The sequence below is a fragment of the Amycolatopsis jiangsuensis genome, from assembly GCF_014204865.1.
In the GTDB taxonomy this organism is placed as follows: domain Bacteria; phylum Actinomycetota; class Actinomycetes; order Mycobacteriales; family Pseudonocardiaceae; genus Amycolatopsis; species Amycolatopsis jiangsuensis.
Genome location: NZ_JACHMG010000001.1, coordinates 2,044,470 through 2,061,803 on the forward strand (window position 1 = coordinate 2,044,470; position 17,334 = coordinate 2,061,803).

Consider the following 17,334-nt stretch of genomic DNA (forward strand, 5'->3'; position numbering starts at 1 on the left):
ATGGACCGGCTCTACTACGGCGGGGACTACAACCCCGAGCACTGGTCGCCGGAAGTCCACGACGAGGACCTGAAGCTGATGGCCGAGGCCGGCGTGTCGATGGTGACCGCCGGGATCTTCTCCTGGGCACAGGTCGAGCCGCGGCCGGGTGAGTTCGACTTCGGCTGGTTCGACGAGGTGCTGGACAAGCTCGCCGCGGGCGGTGTCTCCGTCTGTCTCGCCACCATGACCGCCTCTCCCCCGCCGTGGCTTTCCCACCGGCATCCGGAAATTCTGCCCGTACGCGCGGACGGCACCCGGCTATCGGCGGGCGCGCGGCAACAGTTCTGCCCGTCCAGCCCGGTGTACCGGGAGCACGCGGTGCGGCTGGTCGAGCAGGTCGCCACGCGGTACGCAGGGCATCCCGCGCTGGCCATGTGGCACATCGGCAACGAGTTCGGCTGCCACATCCGCGCGTGCTACTGCGATGCGTCGGCCGAGGACTTCCGGCGCTGGCTGCGCGAGCGCTACGGCACGGTCGAAGCGCTCAATTCCGCGTGGAGCACGACGTTCTGGTCCCAGCGCTACGACGATTGGGCCGAGATCGAGCCGCCCCGCGTCGCACCGACTTTTCCGAATCCGGCGCAACAGCTCGACTACCACCGGTTCTCCTCGGATGCCTCACTCGCCTGCCACCGCGCCGAACGCGAGGTGCTCACCCGGGTGACCCCGGACGTGCCGGTGACCACGAACTTCGTCGGCCGGGTGCAGAAGGCACTGGACTGGCACAGCTGGGTCCAGCACGAGGACGTGGTGAGCCTCGACTCGTATCCCGACCCCCACGATCCGCGCGGGCACGTGGAAGCGGCCTTCGCCTACGACCTCGTGCGGTCGGCCAAACAAGGCAAACCCTGGCTGCTGCTGGAACAGGCGCCGAGCGCGGTCAACTGGCGGACGCGCAACGGGCCGAAGCCGCCGGGCGCGATGCGGCTGGACAGCTGGCAGGCGGTGGCGCGCGGAGCGGACGCCGTGCTGTTCTTCCAGTGGCGGCAGACCGCGGGCGGGGCGGAGAAGTTCCACTCCGCGATGGTCCCGCACGGCGGGCGCGACACCCGGACGTTCCGCGAGGTGCGCGATCTCGGCCGGGAACTGGCGTCCGTACCGGAGATCGCGGACAGCCGCGTCCGGGCCGACGTCGCCATCCTGCACGACTGGAACAGCTGGTGGGCGCTGGAACTGGATTCGCACCCGTCCGACGACCTGCGCCAGCTCGACGCGCATCTGGCGCACTACGCACCCCTGTTCGACGCCAACGTGACCTGCGACGTGGTGCACCCGGCCCGCGAGCTGTCCGGCTACCGGCTCGTCGTGGTGCCCAATCTGTATCTGATGGACGCGGCAGTGGCGGCCCATCTCCGGTCCTATGTGGACAGTGGCGGGCACCTCGTGGTGTCGTTCTTCTCCGGCATCGTGGACGAACACGACCGGGCGTACCTCGGCGGCTACCCCGCCCCGCTGCGGGACGTCCTCGGCCTGCGGGTGGACGAGTTCTGGCCGCTGCCCGAGGACGGTTCGACCAGCATCGAGGTGGACGGGACCACCGTTCCCGCCACCATCTGGTCGGAATGGATCGAACCCGAGGGCGCCACGACGGTGGCCACCTTCGCCGAGGGGCCGCTGAGCGGGCGCCCGGCGGTGACGCGCCACGAGTTCGGTGCGGGCGTGGCGTGGTACCTCGGCACCCGCCCGTCCCCGGAGGCGATGCGCGAGCTGTTCGACCGGATCACCGCCGGTGCCGGCGCGGTGCCGGTGCTGCCCGGCCTGCCCGAGGGGGTGCAGGCCGTGGTACGACACGGCGACGCCGACTACCTGTTCCTGCTCAACCACGGCACGGAAGCGGTCACCGTGGCGCTGCCGGAACCCGGCACGGACCTGCTCGCCGACCCGGGCCGGTCCGTGACGGAGGTGGCGCTGGAACCGTACGGCGTGGCGGTGCTCGCCGCGGCGAACCGGGAGGAGCACCGATGAACCGGCTTTCCCGGGTGGCACTGGCCTTCCTGCTGCTGATCGGCGTCGTGCCGAGCCAGGCGCACGCCGCGCCCGCGTTCGACCAGCAGGTGCTTTTCAACCCGCACCAGGAAACCGGCTACGCCTGCTTCCGCATCCCGGCGATCGTCCGCAGTGCCTCGGGCACGCTGCTCGCCTTCGCCGAGGGCCGCCGTGACAACTGCGGGGACACCGGCGACATCGACCTGGTGGTGAAGCGGTCCACCGACGGCGGCACCACCTGGTCACCACTGCGGGTGGTGAACCCCGGTGGCGGCGACACCCACGGCAACCCGGTGCCCATCGTGGACAGTACGACCGGCCGGATCGTGCTGATCACGACCTACAACAAGGGCCGCGACGACGACCAGGCCTGCGACGTGCCGTGCCCGCGTGCGCCACACGCGCAGTACAGCGACGACGACGGCCGCACCTGGTCCGTACCGGTCGACATCAGCGCGCAGGCCAAGCTGCCGGAGTGGGATTCGTGGTACGCCTCCGGTCCGGTGCACGGCATCCAGCTGGCGCACGGCCGGCACGCGGGCCGGCTCGTGTTCGGTGTCAACGCCGAACGCAGTGCCGGCACCGACTCGGTGGAGAACTACGGCGCACTCGTCTACAGCGACGACCACGGGCGGAGCTGGCAGGTGGGCGCGGTGGACAGCTACCCGCATCCGGTGGGCGGTACCTACGCGCAGAAGCCGTCGGAGATCAGCGTCGCCGAACTGCCGGACGGCACGATCTACGCGGGCGGCAGGGAGCAAGGCGGCACCGACGTCGGCAACCGGGACTACGCGCTGAGCCGCGACGGCGGGGCGACGTTCAGCCGTCGGTTCACCACGATCCCGGACCTCGTGACCCCGATGGTGCAGGGCTGCCTGCTGCGACTGGAACGCCCGGGTGGGCAACGGCTGCTGTTCGCCTCCCCCGCCGACACCGACCGTCGCCGCTGGATGACCATCCGCTCGTCCTACGACGGCGGCCGCACCTGGGAAAACACCGAGCAGGGCACACGGATCACCACCGACTGGTCGGGATACTCCGATCTGGTGCAGCTGAGCGGACCTCACGAGCGCGACGCGCGGATCGGCCTGCTGTACGAGGGCGGCGCGGTCGACGCCCGGGACGAGATCCGCTTCGTTCGCTTCGACGAGAACCACCTCGGCTGGCGGCGTTCCCCCGGTCCGTCCACTCCGGACCTGGCGAACCGGCACTCCGGTGGCATTCTGGGCGGTGGTGCCACCGTGGAACCCGGACGGTTCGGCGGTGCGGTACGGCTCGACGGCGTCGACGATTTCGTCCGCGTGCGGTATTCGCCGGGCCAGCTCGTGGGCGCGGGCGACTTCACCTACAGCACGTGGTTCCGTTACGGGGCTTCGAAACAGCCGCAAGCTTTGCTGTGGCTGAGTGGGATGGGGGCGACGGCACCGCAGCTATGGCTGCGCGCGGAACCCGCGGACCGGCGGCTGGTCGCCGCCATGACCACCTCGGCCGGCAGCCGCTCGGTGACCACCGCGCAGGCTTACGACGACCAGCAGTGGCACCACCTCGTACTCCAACGCACCGGCGGGGCGCTGCGAATCCTGGTGGACGGAGCAGTCGCCGCCACCGGGCCGGACTCCCCCGGGTCGGTCAGCGAAACCGTCTCGTTCCAGCTGCTGCTGGGCGAACGACCCGACGGCACCCAGCAGCTGGCCGGCGCACTCGACGACACCCGGCTCTACCGGCGGGCCCTGACCGGCCCGGAGCTGACCCGGGTGAGTGCCGGCGCCGCGGTACCGGGCGCGGCGGCGTGGCTGCCGTTCGACCACAGCCGCTGACCAGTCGCCGGAGCCCGGTCTCGGGGGTTTTCGGCAGCTTTGTCGGCGTTTGCCGGATGCCCGGTACCGCGGCGCGGCAATCCACGTGCGCGGGACACCCGGGTTCTGGCAGGCTCGCGGGCGTGAAGATCCTGTTCTCCTCCGCGCCCGGGTACGGGCTCACGCTGCCGGTCATCCCGCTGATCTGGGCGGCACGCGCCGCCGGGCACGAGGTCCTGCTCGCGACCACCTCCGAGATGACCGAGGCCGGTGCGCGGGCCGGGCTGCCGGTGTACGACGTGTTCCCGCAGCGCAACGTCTGGAACGACCTGCTGACCATGGTCAGCGGCCAGGGCAGGGACACCGGGGATACCACCGAGCTGCCGGAGGAGTACCGGAACCTGCGCCTGGGCAACGGGCCGTTCGGGCTGTTCACCGTGACCATGACCGAGGGCACCATCGAGGCGGGCCGGGCGTTCGGCCCCGACCTGGTGGTCACCACCTCCGACCACGCCGCGGGCATGCTCGCCGCCGCCGCGCTCGACGTACCCGTGCTCGAGGTCGGCAACCGGGTCTCCTGGTCGGTCCGCGACACGGACTGGCGGGAAGGGCACGGCAGCTTCGGCGAGAACGAAGGCGCCATGGCGATGCGGGAGAAGCTGGGCATCGGCAGCACCCGCACGCTCGCCCGCATCGACCCGCGCGCCCCCAGCATGGGCGGCCTGCATCCGGACGACGAGCACCCGGACGAACGCGACGCCGCGCCATGGTGGCCCATGCAGTTCGTGCCCTACAACGGCGGCGCGGTGGTTCCGGAGTGGGCACTGCACCGCCCGGAACGCCCGCGGGTCGCCGTCACGCTCGGCACGGTGGTGCCGAGCGTGAGCGGCGTCAGCAGTCTCGCCGCGGTGCTCGCCGGACTCGGCGGAATGGACGTCGAGGTGGTGCTGGCCGCGGGCACGGCGGACCTGAGCGAACTCGGCGAGCTGCCGCCGAACGTGCGCTCGGTCGGCTACCTGCCGCTGTCGGTGTTCCTGCCGTCGTGTTCGGCGATCGTGCACCACGGCGGCTCCGGAACCACTGCCGCGCCGCTGTTCTACGGCGTGCCGCAGCTCGTGCTGCCGGGCTTCGCGGACAACCCGCTGTCCGCGCAGCGTGTCGCCGACCGCGGCGTGGGCCTGACCCACGATCCGTCCACGATCGACGCCACCACCGTGCGCACGCTGGTAAACCGGCTGCTCACCGAACCCGCTTTCCGCGACGCGGCAACGGAAGTCCGCGCGGAGATGGCCGCACAGCCGACCCCGGCCAGCGTCCTGGCCCGCGCCGTCGCCGCCTGCCACGCGTCGTGAAGGGCATCAGATCTGCGTGACCCCGCCGTCGACGACGAGCTCGGCGCCGTTCATGTAGCTCGAGGCGTCCGAGGCCAGGAACGTGGCGGCCGCGGCCAGCTCCTCCGGGGTGCCCAGGCGGCCCAGCGGGACCGTCGTCTTGATTTGCTCCCGGACTTCCGCGGGAACGAGGTCGAGCAGGCCCGGCGTCGGGACCGCGCCCGGCGAGAGCACGTTGACGCGGAAGCCGTGCTGGAGCGAGCTGTGCGCCCAGCCGCGGGCGAGGTTGCGGATCGCCGCCTTGGTCGCACCGTAGACCTCGAGGCCCGGCGAAGGGCTGGTGGCGGCGGACGAGCCGATCAGCACGAGGGAAGCCCCGGAACGCAGCAGGGGCAGTGCCTTCTGGACGGTGAAGATCGTTCCCTTGACATTGACGGCGAACTGCTCGTCGATCTGTTCCTCGGTGACGGCACCGAACTGGGTTTGCGTGCCGATGCCGGCGTTCGCGACCACGATGTCCAGGTGCCCCGCCTGCTCGCGGACGGTCTCGTAGAGCGCGTCGAGATCGGCCGGCACCGCAGAGTCGGCGACCACGGCGGTCACGTTTTCGCCGAGCTCGGCGACGGCCGCGTCGAGCGCTTCCTTGCGACGGCCGGTGATGAACACCTTCGCGCCCTCGTCGCGGAAGGACCGCGCGATCGCCAGCCCGATGCCGCTGCTGCCACCGGTGACCACTGCGACCTTGCCTGTCAGGACGGCCACGCCGCCCACCTCCTCGAGTTATTGACCATTACGTCCACAACTCTGCCTGATCTGGACTGATCAGTCAACAATTAGGGTGCACGGTGTGGCCCGACCCGCTGTGTCGTCAGGACAGCTGGGTGCGGCGCTGGGGACCGGCCCGCATCGCCTACCTGCACAACGCCGTGGATGACCCCACACCCGCCTGGCTTACCCCGGGACCCTGACCGATGAGGCCCGGGAAACCACGGTCGCGTTCTGGGGCCGGGCGGCGGGTCAGTACACCGAGGGTGTGTCGGACAATGCTGTGGTCCAGGTGATCACCGTATGCAGGACTACCGCTGATCGGTAGACGATGGCGAGTCATACCGAGTGGCCGGACCGCGGCGTGTGCGATGCCCGACCTGATCAGCCGGCTCGGGGATCACCACGGTGATGCCGCGGTCGCGGTAGATGATCCCCTCGACCATCGCCCGAGCATCAGAAAACGGACGACCACGCCGACCAGTGCGACCAGCAGCACATCCTCGATCAACGCCGACTGAGCATCCGAGAGGAACTGAAACCGCGACACACCCACCAGCATCACAGCCGCCAGACGAATCCTGTGCCAGACAAACCTAAATCGCCGTCTCGCCCTTGCCCAACACGACGATGCCGAACGGGCTCACGTGGTAGTGCTGCCGGTCGCGCGCGAGGTCGACGCCGATGTGCGCTCCCGCGGGGACGACCACGTTCTTGTCCAGGATCGCGCGCCGGACCACCGCGCCGCGGCCCACCCGTGCGCCGTCCAGCAGCACCGAACCCTGCACCACCGCGCCGTTCTCCACGAACACGTCCGGCGACAGCACCGAATCGACCACCTGCGCGCCGGAGATGATGCAGCCGTTGCTCACGATCGACTGAGTGGCCGAGCCGCCCTCCACGAACTTCGCCGCCGCACGCTGGCCCGGATGCGCCAGGATCGGCCACTTCCGGTTGTACAGATTGAAGATCGGCGACGTCGAGATCAGGTCGGTGTGCGCGTCGTAGTAGCTGTCGATCGTGCCGACGTCCCGCCAGTAGCCGTGATCGCGGTCGGTCTCGCCGGGCACGACGTTGCCGGTGAAGTCGTACACCGCGGCCTCGCCCTTGGCCACCAGCGCCGGGATGATGTCGCGGCCCATGTCGTGCTTCGAGCCGACGTTGCGCGAATCCTCCCGCAGCGCGTCGAGCATCACCTGCGTGGTGAACACGTAGTTGCCCATCGACACATACGATTCGCCGGGTGAGTCCGGCAGGCTCGGCGGGTCCTCGGGCTTTTCGAGGAAGGCGTCGATCCGGGTACCGTCGCCGGTCTGGATCACGCCGAACGACCGCGCCTCCGACTGCGGGACGCGGATGCCCGCCACGGTGACCCCGGCACCGGAGGCGATGTGCTCGTCGATCATCTGCCGCGGATCCATCCGGTAGATGTTGTCCGCGCCGAACACCGCGATGTAGGCAGGCGACTCGTCGTGCACCAGGTTGAGGCTCTGGTGGATCGCGTCCGCGCTGCCCTGGTACCAGTGCGGGCCCAGCCGCTGCTGCGCGGGCACCGGCGTGACGTACTCGCCGGTCAGCGAGGACAGCCGCCAGGTGGTCGAGATGTGCCGGTCCAGCGAATGCGATTTGTACTGCGTGAGCACGCAGATCCGGCGGATCCCGCCGTGCACCAGATTGGACAGCACGAAGTCGATCAGCCGGTGCACCCCGCCGAAGGGCACCGCGGGTTTCGCGCGGTCGGTGGTCAGCGGCATCAGCCGTTTGCCCTCGCCGCCGGCGAGCACGATGCCCAGCACATCGGATCCGTCGATCACGAAACCCTCCCGCACGCCTCGTAGACGGCGACCGTCGCGGCGGCGATCGCGGCCCAGCCGAACTCTCCCACGGCACGGTCCCTCCCGGCCAGGCCCAAGCGGGCGGCCCGGTCACGGTCGGCGGCCAGCGCGTTGATCCCGGCCGCGAGCCCGGCCTCGAAAGCCGCCGGATCGGCCTCGTCGTAGTGCACGAGCAGCCCGCTCACCCCGTCGTCGACCACCTCCGGGATGCCGCCGACATCGCTGGCCACCACCGCGGTGCCACAGGCCATCGCCTCGAGGTTCACGATGCCGAGCGGTTCGTAGACCGACGGGCAGACGAACACCAGCGCGTGTGTGAGCAGCTGCACCACCTCGGCCCGCGGCAGCATTTCCGGGATCCACCGCACCCCGGATCGCTTCGCCTGCAGGTCCGCCACCAGCTCGCGGAACTCCGTGTCCAGCTCCGGAGTGTCGGCACCGCCGGCACACAGGATCAGCTGCACGTCCTCGTCCAGTTCGGCACCCGCGCGCACCAGGTGCGGCACGCCCTTCTGCCGCGTGATCCGCCCGACGAACAGCGCGTACGGCCGGTCCGGGTCGATGCCGTGCTTGGCCAGCACGTCGGTACCCGGGTCCGGATGGTACAGACCGGTGTCGATGCCGTTGTGCACCACGTGCACCCGCGCCGGATCGACCTCCGGGTACGCGGTGAGCACGTCGCGGCGCATCCCCGCGCTGACCGCGATGATCGCGTCCGCCGCTTCGTAGGCCTCGCGCTCGATCCACGACGACACGCGGTAACCACCGCCGAGCTGCTCGGCCTTCCACGGCCGCAGCGGTTCGAGCGAATGCGCGGTGATCACGTGCGGAATGCCGTGCGTGAGCTTCGCCAGATGCCCGCCGAGGTTGGCGTACCAGGTGTGACTGTGCGCGAGATCGTGGCCGGCGAGGGCATCGGCCATCGACACCGCGATGTCCATCGTCGCGAACGCGGGCTGGGCGTAACCGTGGGCGTCGCGGTGCCCGCGCGCGCCGTCCGGCCGGTCGGGACCCCAGCAGTGCACGTCCAGCTCGACCAGCGACCGCAGCTGCCGCGCGAGGAACTCGACGTGCACCCCCGCTCCCCCGTAGACGTCCGGTGGGTACTCCCGGGTGAGCAAGCCGACCTTCATGACCCGACCCTAGACGTCCCGGCCGGTCAAGCGCAGTACGGAAAGTGGGCGAAGATCACCGGCCGCCGAGCACGACGGTGGCCCCGAGATCCGCGGAACGCTCGGTCCGCGCGGCCAGCCCGGCGCGGCGCACCTCGGCGACCGCGACCGGCGCCTGCCGTTCGCTCGTCTCGAACAGCACGTGCCCGCCAGGGGCGAGCCACCGCGGCGCTTCGGCGACCACCCGGCGCAGCACGGCCAGCCCGTCGTCACCGCCGTCGAGCGCGGTCCACGGTTCGTGCTCGCGTGCTTCGGGCGGCAGCAGCCGGATGTCTTCGGTCGGCACGTACGGGACGTTCGAGATCAGCACGTCGACCCGGCCCCGAAGGCGCGCGGGCACGGGCTCGTAGAGGTCGCCCTCGTACACCGGGCCCGGCACGTTCCGGCGCGCGCATCGCACCGCCGCGGGTTCGAGGTCGGCCGCGTGCAGTTCGATCCCGGGTATCTCGGCGGCGACCGTGGCCCCGAGCGCCCCCGAGCCACAGCACAGGTCGAGCACCACCGACCCGGCGCGCGCGAGCCCGGCGGCCAGCCGGACCAGCAGTTCGCTGCGGTGCCGGGGTACGAACACGCCGGGCTCCACGGCGAACCGGCGTCCGGCGAACTCCGCCCAGCCGAGCACGTGCTCCAGCGGCTCTCCCGCACTGCGGCGCTCGACCATCGGCCCGAGCGGCGCACCGGAGGTCACCAGCAGCCGCGCCTCATCCTCGGCGAAGACGCATCCGGCGGCCCGCAGGCTCGTCACGACGTCGGCGTAGTCCACCCGTTCCTCATTCTCGGCTGACCTGAAAGTCTTTGTACACCAGCATCTTCATCCGGCAACACTGTCCACTCAGGACTGCGCACAGCCGGGGGGTCAGGGCACGACCACGACCGGCCAGGTCGCGGTCCGGACCAGGCGGTTGCCGATCGAGCCGACGAGCCGGTGCCCGCCCTGCTCGGACGCGCCGACCACGACCAGGTCGGCGTTCTCGTCCAGGGCGGCCTGCCGCAGTTCGGGGAAGGTCTCCCCCCGCCGGACCACGAACCGGACCGGCACCGACAGCTCCTCGGCACGGCAGGCCAGCTCTTCGCGCAGCTGCCGGATCTCCTCGGCGAAGGTCTCCTGCTGCACGTCGACCGCCGCGGCCGCGGCCAGCCCGCTCCACACCGTGGGCGAGACGACGTACACAACCACCAGACGGGCTCGTTGCCTTCGGGCGAGACCGGCCGCGTAGGCGGCCGCACGCATCCCGGTCGGCGAGGTGTCCACCCCGGCCAGCACCACCAGCGGTCCGTCGGTACCCCGTTCGTACGGCCCGGGCTCCCAGCGCGGGCCGTACTCCTCGACCAGTTGCTCCACGCGGTCATTATCGCCGCCCGGTCCGGACCCGGCCACGCTCCCCGCCCTGCCGTGACCATCCCACCAGGTAGGAACGCCGATGGTTCGGCAGTACCCGGATCATGCCGTCTGCTGGTAGCGTGCCCGCGACCTGAACACGCGTCCGGTGGGTGCCGGGGAGCCGCAACGCGTGCGGAGGTGAGGCGGATCGCGATGCGAGACGATGTGGTCGAGGCGAGTGCGGTCATCGGGCACCCGCCAGGGCAGGTGTGGCAGATCGTCGGAGCACCGGAGCTGTACCCGAGGTTCGTCCCGGAGATCAGCTGGTGCGAGGTGACCCAGGCGGCCGAACGCGGCCGCGGCCCGCGCTGCCTGGTGCGGCTGGCCCCGGACCGGGACACGTTCGTGGAGGGCACCGTGCACGCGGCGGTGTACCGCCCCGGCGAGCACGTGGTCTGGTGCGGCCTTCCGGACGAACGCACCTGGGTCTCGCTCGAACTGCGCCCGGTCCCCCGCGGCGGCACCGAGCTGATCCTGCGGATGATGCTGCCGTCGCTGCCGGAGGAGCATTCCGGGCTGGCCTCCCGAAGCTCGGTCAAGGCCCTGCTCCGGGCACTGGGCACGCGCATCGGGCAGCAGCTGTCCGGCACCCCGGCCGAGCAGCCGCCGCCGGAGCGCACGACGTCGCTGCGTACCGCGAACACCCTGGTGCGCGCGGGTGTGCTGGCCGCAGGACGGCCGGACCGGATGATCCGGCAGCTCAACTCGATCACCCAGTGGGGCGCCACGGTCGCCGGCGGCTACCTGGCGGCCACCGCGCGTGGGCCCGGCGACCTCGCGGTGCACGACGAGCGGGGCAGCCGCACCTTCGGGGAGATCGACGAGCGCAGCAACCAGCTGGCGAACGCGCTGGCCGCCCTCGGCGTCGAGGCCGGCAGTCCAGTCGCGATCATGTGCCGCAACCACGCGGCGATGATCGAGACCTTCGTCGGGACCAGCAAGCTCGGCGCCGATCTGGTGCTGCTCAACACCGGCCTGTCCCCCGCGGCGGTCGAGGAGGTGCTCACCGAGCATCCGCCGGCCGCGGTACTGGCCGACGACGAGTTCGCGCCGATCATCGCCGGCGTGCGGGGCGACTTCCCGCGCATCAGCACCTGGGACGACGCCGAGGCGGGCTACCGCACGCTCGACGAGCTGATCCGCGAAGCGCCGGCCACCCGGCCGAAGCCGAGCTCCCGGCCGGGTCGCATCGTCGTCCTCACCTCGGGCACCACCGGCACGCCGAAGGGCGCGCGCCGTCCGACGCCCAAGGGCATCAGCACGTCGGCGAGCATCCTCGCCCGGATCCCGCTGCACGCCCGGGACCGGATCGCGGTCGCCGCACCGCTGTTCCACAGCTGGGGGCTGGCCGCGATGCAGATCGGCATGGCGGTGCGTGCGGAACTGGCGCTGATCCGCCGGTTCGACGCGGAGGACACCCTGCGCACCATCGCCGAGCACCGGTGCGACGCGCTGTTCGCGGTGCCGATCATGCTGCAGCGGATTCTCGACCTGCCCGAACGCGTGCGCACCCGCTACGACCTGTCGTCGCTGCGGATCGTGGCCAGCAGCGGATCGGCGATGCCGGGCGCGTTCGTGACCGCCTTCATGGACACCTTCGGCGACGTGCTCTACAACTTCTACGGCTCCACCGAGGTGTCCTGGGCCAGTATCGCCGATCCGGCCGACCTGCGGGCCGCGCCGACCACCGCGGGCCGCTGCCCGCCGGGCACCGGGATCGCGGTACTGGACGACGAGGGCCACCGCGTGCCACCGGGCGACGAGGGGCAGATCTTCGTCGGCAACGACATGCTGTTCGACGGCTACACCAACGGCACCACGGTGTCGCGCGCCGACGACCTGATGGCCACCGGCGACGTCGGCTACCAGGACGCGGCCGGCCGGCTGTTCGTGACCGGCCGCGCGGACGAGATGATCGTCTCCGGCGGGGAGAACGTGTTCCCGCGGCCGGTGGAGGAGGCACTGGCCGCGCTGCCCGGGGTGTCGGACGCGGCGGTGGTGGGGGTGCCCGACGAGGAGTTCGGCCAGCGGCTGGCCGCCTACCTGGTGCTGCACCGCGGAGCGCGGATGCACGCCGAGGACGTGCGCCACCACATCCACCAGCGCCTGGCCCGGTTCGCGGTACCGCGCGACGTGTACTTCGTGCCGGAACTGCCCCGCAACGCCACCGGGAAGGTCGTGAAACGCCTCCTCAGCGACGATCTGTGGCCACTGCCGCAGTACTGAGCGGGCCTGGAGTTCCTGTCACTGCCGAGCGCGGCGTTCAGCGGGCCAACGCCCGCGCCGCGGCCCTGGCCACCGCCGCGGCGAGGCCGGCCAGCGGCGGCGAGTCGAGTTTCCACTGCTGCCAGTAGAGCGGGACGTCGGTGGGCCGGTCCGGGGCCAGGTCGGTGAGACCGCGACCGGCGAGCTGGAGCTCGGGCACCATGCCCCAGCCGAGACCCGCCGCCACGGCGTCCACAAAGGACACCGACGCGGGGATGTAGTGCCGCACCGGTTCCGGACGGCGCCGCCGGGTGAGCCGGCGCAGGAAACGGTCCTGCAGATCGTCCTTGCGGTCGAACAGCACGGCAGGCGCGGCGGGCAGCCGCTGCGCGAGCGGGCCGCCGTCGATCCATCGCGCGGCGAACGCGGGCGCGGCCACCGCGCGGTAGCGCATGGTGCCCAGCCGCGTCACCGAGCAGCCCTGCACCGGATGCGGGGCCGAGGTGACCGCGGCCATCACCTGTCCCTCCCGCAGCAGGGCGGCGGTGTGGTCCTGGTCGTCGCTGCGCAGGTCGAACGAGACCGGCGGATCGGCCGGCACGTCCTCGAGTGCGCCGAGGAACCAGGTCGCCAGCGAATCCGCGTTGACCGCGATCGCCACGGTCGCCGCCGGTCCGTCCCGCTCCGGGCCGCCCAGCCCGAGTTCGGCACGGGTGTCGGATTCGAGCCGCGTGAGCTGCCGGGCGAAGCGCACCAGCACCTGCCCGGATTCGGTCAGCCGCACCGGTTTCGTGCGCAGCACGAGCACCCGGCCGACCCGCTGTTCGAGTGCCTTCACCCGCTGGCTCACCGCGGGCGGGGTCACGTGCAGCACCGCCGCCGCCCGGTCGAACGACTGCTCGTCGACCACCGCGAGCAACGTGCGCACCTGGTCGAGCGGAAGATCCGACATCACGATCGCTTATCCTAGGTCACGATCTTTACCTGGAGTGAAGCCCGAGAACGGTCGTAGCGTCGAGACCGTGATCGCCGCACTCGCCGCCGGATTCGGTACCGGCCTGTCGCTCATCGTCGCCATCGGCGCGCAGAACGCCTTCGTGCTCCGCCAGGGACTGCGCGGCGGGCTCGTTGTCCCGGTGGTGCTCGTGTGCACGCTGTCCGACGTGGTGCTGATCGCCGCCGGGGTCGGCGGAATCGGTGCGGTGCTGAAGCAATGGCCCGCCGCGCTCGGGGTGATCGGGGTGGCCGGCGGGCTTTTCCTGGTCGGCTACGGGCTGCTGGCCGCACGCCGGGTCGTCCGCCCTGCGGCCCCGATCGCGGAGCCGGACGCCTTCGCCGCACCGCGGCGCACGCTGCTCACCTGCCTCGCACTCACCTGGCTCAACCCGCACGTCTACCTGGACACCGTGCTGCTGCTCGGTTCGGTGGCCGCCGGGCACGACGGCGACCGCTGGATCTTCGGTGCCGGCGCGGCGGTCGCGAGCGCGGTGTGGTTCTGCGCGCTCGGATTCGGCGCGAACCGGCTGTCCGGCGTGTTCGCCCGTCCGGCCGCCTGGCGGATACTGGACGCGGTGATCGCGCTCACGATGACCGCGCTGGGCGTGCGCATGCTGCTTTCCCTCTGATGATCCCGAACGGACCGATACGAACCGGTCAGCTCCCGGGGAGGAACCGCCCTTCTCCTCCGAGGGCGGGGTCGATCTGAAGGGCATGCTGCGCGCGGCGGTCGACGACAGCTCCGGCGGCGACCTCGACGACTTCCGGGCGGGCGGAACGTGCGAGAAGTCGCCGACCTTCGGGGTGGCCGCGCCGAGGGCTTTCGCCGGCTGATCTTTCTTGCGTCTTCCTGACGGCCGTAAAGCGTATTACAGTACCCGGTAGCCGCGTCGCCGGGAGGTCAGTCGTGCCGTTGCTGCCGAGTGCCCATGTAGACACTTTCTGCCGGGATCACCTGCCGCCGTCCGAGCAGTGGCCCGAGCTGCTGTTCGACCTGCCCGAGCTGCACTACCCCGATCGGCTCAACGCGGCCACCCGGCTGCTCGACGACGCCCTCGCGCGCTGGGGCGCCGACCGGCGCGCGGTGCTGTCCCCCACCAGCTCGTGGACCTACGGCGAACTGCTCGCGCGGGCGAACCAGGTCGCCGGCGAGCTGAGTGCGCTCGGGGTCGTGCCCGGCAACCGGGTGCTGCTGCGCGGGCCCAACACCCCGTGGCTGGCCGCGTGCTGGCTGGGCGTGCTCAAAGCGGGCGCGGTCGCCGTCGCCACCATGCCGATGCTGCGGGCGCACGAGCTGACCAAGATCGTCGAGGCCTGTGCACCCGTGCTGGCCCTGTGCGACCACCGTTATCCGGACGAGCTCGCCGCCTTCGACCTGCCGGTCATCTGCTACGGCGGCGACGCGCCGGACGACCTCTCGGCCCGCTGCCGGGCCCGGCCCGCGACGTTCGCCGACGTGGACACCGCGGCCGATGACGTCGCGATCCTCGCGTTCACCTCGGGTACCACCGGCAGGCCCAAGGCGACCATGCACTTCCACCGTGACCTGCTGGCGATCGCCGACACGTTCTCGCGGCATGTGGTGCGCCCCGAGCCCGGGGATCTCTTCTGCGGCACTCCCCCGCTCGCGTTCACCTTCGGTCTCGGCGGGCTGCTGGTCTTCCCGCTGCACGCCGGTGCGGCAACGCTGCTCGTCGAACGCGCCACCCCGCTCGAGCTGGCCGATCTGGTCGCCGAAAACGGCGTGACGGTGCTGTTCACCGCACCCACCGCGTACCGCGCGATCCTCGCGTCGGACCGGCGGTCGCTGCTGGCCGGGCTGCGCCGCGCGGTGTCGGCGGGCGAGGCCCTGCCCGCGTCGGTGGCCACCGACTTCCACGCAGCCACCGGGCACTGGCTGATCGACGGCATCGGCAGCACCGAAATGCTGCACGTGTTCATCTCCGCCGCCGACGAGGACGTGCACCCGGGTGCCACCGGCCGCGCCGTTCCCGGGTACCGCGCGCGGATCGTCGACGACGAAGGCCGCCCGGTCCCCGACGGCACGCCGGGCCGGCTCGCCGTGCAGGGCCCGACCGGCTGCCGCTACCTCGCCGACGACCGGCAGACCGTGTTCGTCGAGCACGGCTGGAACCTCACCGGCGACACCTACGTGCGCGACAGCGAAGGCTACTTCCACTACCGCGCCCGCAGCGACGACATGATCGTCTCGTCCGGGTACAACATCGCCGGCCCGGAGGTCGAGGAAGTGCTGCTGCGCCACCCGGATGTGCTGGAGTGCGCCGTGGTCGCCGCCCCGGACGAGGCACGCGGCGCGGTGGTGGCCGCCTACGTGGTCCTGACCGAAGGCGCCACCCCCGGACCGGACAAGGTGACCGAACTCCAGAACTTCGCCAAATCCCTTGCCGCGCCGTACAAATACCCGCGACGAGTGGAGTTCGTCCAGGAACTCCCCCGAAACCCGAGCGGCAAGGTACAGCGGTACCTCCTCCGCCGCCGCGCCGCCGAAGCACCGCTGGTGCCGTGAAGTGGCCGGGGATTCCGACGTGCGAGGTGTCCGGACGGAAGCCGGGGCGCCGGCTCTCCGGAAACTGCCGGAACGCCAGCCGTTCCGGCACGTTCAGTCGGTGAGTGTGTCGGTGGGCATCAGTGCGAGGAGGCGCCGGGTGCTGGCCTCGTACTCGACGTAGGCGCGGGAGTCGTCGGGGCCGCCCGCCGCGAGCATTTCGTCGTAGGCCATCGCTTGCGCCGCCGTTACCGACGCCACTTGTTCGAGCATCCTCGCCGCGCGCTCGGAACGGTTGCGCATCTCCGTCATGCCGGGAAGTCCCCGCTCGGCGAGTCCGGCGAACAGCTCGGCGGCCCGGTCCTCATTGCCGGCGCACACGCGGAAGGCGGCCGACCGCTGACGCAGCTGGTCGGCGAAACTCGGCGGGACATCGCGACCAGCAGTCGCGTCGGCGGACTCGCTCACCTGACCATCATGCCCGACGGCCACCGGCCACACTACTGAGCAGGCGCACTCAACGGTCAGGCTCGGGACGAGGGCAGATCCCAGCCCAACGTCACCACTGTGCCGTGTTCCCCGGTACGGACGTCCGTGTGGTCGGCGCTCGCGCGCAGCAGCAGGAGCCCGCGGCCGCGTAGCGGAACCGGGGTGCCGTCCTCGCCGGACGGGCGCCAACGGCCGTGGTCGGTGATCACCACCTCGACGTGGTTCGCGTGCCGCGCCGCGTCCAGGTCGACGCGACCCGTTTCGCCGTCGCGATAGGCGTGGTCGGCGACGTTCGCCAAAGCCTCGTAGCCGGCCAGCACGATGTCCTGCGCGCAGTCGCCGGGCACGCCCGCGTCCAGCGCCCACGCCAGCAGGCGATGCCGCAGAGTGCGCAGCTCGGCCGGCTCGGCGGGCACGTCGTGGCAGCTCAACGACCCGGTGGCGGAAGTCGCGGGCACCCCTCAGCCGTCCGTTCCGGCGACGCCGGCCAGCGCCTGGTCGACCGAGCCGAACAGGCCGATCCACTCGTCGAGCCCGGTGGTGGTGAGCGGCCGCGACGTCACCGCCGACGTGCTGACCACGCGCAGCGCGCCGGCATCCAGCCGCCGGTGCGCACCCGCCAGCACCTGCAGGCCGGACGAGCTGAGGAAGCCGACCGCGCGCAGATCCACGACGAGCACGCCGGGGCGGTCGTCGAGCACCCCGCCGACCACCTCGTCCAGCTCCGGGGCCGTGACCAGGTCGATCTCCCCGCCCACGGTCACCACCGCGGCCGGTCCGCGCCACCGGACGGCGATCTCCAGGTCACCGCCCGCGCCTGCCACCGTCAC

Annotated in this window: 16 protein-coding genes; 7 read left to right on the forward strand and 9 right to left on the reverse strand. The window is 71.5% G+C overall.

The genetic code is table 11. The features are described 5' to 3' along the window. From BJY18_RS08820 to BJY18_RS08830, 3 genes are all read left to right on the forward strand, one after another. Entirely contained in the window at positions 1-2,007 is a 2,007-nt protein-coding gene (locus BJY18_RS08820) for a beta-galactosidase (protein WP_184779295.1), read from the forward strand. Beyond that, on the forward strand, positions 2,004-3,845 hold the full coding sequence (locus BJY18_RS08825) for a sialidase family protein (RefSeq protein ID WP_184779297.1): 1,842 nt from the start codon (positions 2,004-2,006) through the stop codon (positions 3,843-3,845). The genes BJY18_RS08820 and BJY18_RS08825 overlap by 4 nt, the downstream gene beginning before the upstream one ends. A 122-nt stretch (positions 3,846-3,967) precedes the next feature. Further along, positions 3,968-5,176 carry a glycosyltransferase gene (locus BJY18_RS08830; RefSeq protein ID WP_184779299.1) on the forward strand — a complete coding sequence of 403 codons (1,209 nt, stop codon included), beginning with the start codon at positions 3,968-3,970 and terminating at the stop codon, positions 5,174-5,176. A gap of 6 nt (positions 5,177-5,182) precedes the next feature. Here the strand turns inward: BJY18_RS08830 and BJY18_RS08835 are convergent, their stop codons facing one another. Then, entirely contained in the window at positions 5,183-5,917 is a 735-nt protein-coding gene (locus BJY18_RS08835) for an SDR family NAD(P)-dependent oxidoreductase (protein ID WP_184779301.1), read from the reverse strand. Between the two features lie 374 nt (positions 5,918-6,291). Here BJY18_RS08835 and BJY18_RS08845 point away from each other — a divergent pair, with 374 nt between their 5' ends. Continuing rightward, the gene (locus BJY18_RS08845) at positions 6,292-6,441 is read left to right on the forward strand and encodes a hypothetical protein (RefSeq protein WP_184785069.1); all 150 of its coding nucleotides are present in this window, start codon (positions 6,292-6,294) and stop codon (positions 6,439-6,441) included. A 75-nt stretch (positions 6,442-6,516) separates the two neighbouring features. Here BJY18_RS08845 and glgC read toward each other — a convergent pair whose 3' ends face one another. From glgC to BJY18_RS08865, 4 genes are all read right to left on the reverse strand, one after another. Beyond that, positions 6,517-7,734 carry a glucose-1-phosphate adenylyltransferase gene (glgC, locus tag BJY18_RS08850; protein WP_184779303.1) on the reverse strand — a complete coding sequence of 406 codons (1,218 nt, stop codon included), beginning with the start codon at positions 7,732-7,734 and terminating at the stop codon, positions 6,517-6,519. After that, a complete protein-coding gene (gene glgA / locus BJY18_RS08855; protein ID WP_184779305.1) occupies positions 7,731-8,888 on the reverse strand; it encodes a glycogen synthase in 1,158 nt (385 codons plus the stop codon). The genes glgC and glgA overlap by 4 nt, the downstream gene beginning before the upstream one ends. A 55-nt stretch (positions 8,889-8,943) precedes the next feature. After that, positions 8,944-9,690: a putative protein N(5)-glutamine methyltransferase gene (locus tag BJY18_RS08860; protein ID WP_184779307.1), complete on the reverse strand. Its 747-nt coding sequence runs from the start codon at positions 9,688-9,690 to the stop codon at positions 8,944-8,946. Positions 9,691-9,783: 93 nt separating this feature from the next. Then, positions 9,784-10,269 carry a universal stress protein gene (locus tag BJY18_RS08865; RefSeq protein WP_184779309.1) on the reverse strand — a complete coding sequence of 162 codons (486 nt, stop codon included), beginning with the start codon at positions 10,267-10,269 and terminating at the stop codon, positions 9,784-9,786. A gap of 192 nt (positions 10,270-10,461) precedes the next feature. Here BJY18_RS08865 and BJY18_RS08870 point away from each other — a divergent pair, with 192 nt between their 5' ends. Continuing rightward, complete coding sequence (locus BJY18_RS08870) at positions 10,462-12,534, forward strand: AMP-binding protein (protein ID WP_184779311.1); 2,073 nt, start codon at positions 10,462-10,464, stop codon at positions 12,532-12,534. Between the two features lie 37 nt (positions 12,535-12,571). Here BJY18_RS08870 and BJY18_RS08875 read toward each other — a convergent pair whose 3' ends face one another. Beyond that, complete coding sequence (locus BJY18_RS08875) at positions 12,572-13,465, reverse strand: LysR family transcriptional regulator ArgP (protein ID WP_184779313.1); 894 nt, start codon at positions 13,463-13,465, stop codon at positions 12,572-12,574. 70 nt (positions 13,466-13,535) lie between these two features. Between BJY18_RS08875 and BJY18_RS08880 the strand changes: the two genes are divergently transcribed. Together BJY18_RS08880 and BJY18_RS08885 are read left to right on the forward strand one after the other, a co-directional pair. After that, positions 13,536-14,138, forward strand: a complete 603-nt coding sequence (locus BJY18_RS08880) for a LysE/ArgO family amino acid transporter (RefSeq protein WP_184779315.1) — start codon at positions 13,536-13,538, stop codon at positions 14,136-14,138. Positions 14,139-14,416: 278 nt separating this feature from the next. Further along, the gene (locus BJY18_RS08885; protein WP_184779317.1) at positions 14,417-16,036 is read left to right on the forward strand and encodes an AMP-binding protein; all 1,620 of its coding nucleotides are present in this window, start codon (positions 14,417-14,419) and stop codon (positions 16,034-16,036) included. A gap of 93 nt (positions 16,037-16,129) precedes the next feature. Here BJY18_RS08885 and BJY18_RS08890 read toward each other — a convergent pair whose 3' ends face one another. From BJY18_RS08890 to BJY18_RS08900, 3 genes are read right to left on the reverse strand one after another with little or no spacing between them, the layout of a single operon-like run. Continuing rightward, positions 16,130-16,483 (reverse strand): hypothetical protein, encoded by a 354-nt coding sequence (locus BJY18_RS08890; protein WP_184779319.1) that lies wholly within the window; start codon positions 16,481-16,483, stop codon positions 16,130-16,132. A 56-nt stretch (positions 16,484-16,539) separates the two neighbouring features. Then, positions 16,540-16,962, reverse strand: a complete 423-nt coding sequence (locus tag BJY18_RS08895; RefSeq protein WP_184779321.1) for an ATP-binding protein — start codon at positions 16,960-16,962, stop codon at positions 16,540-16,542. A gap of 3 nt (positions 16,963-16,965) precedes the next feature. Then, positions 16,966-17,334 (reverse strand): STAS domain-containing protein, encoded by a 369-nt coding sequence (locus BJY18_RS08900; protein WP_184779323.1) that lies wholly within the window; start codon positions 17,332-17,334, stop codon positions 16,966-16,968.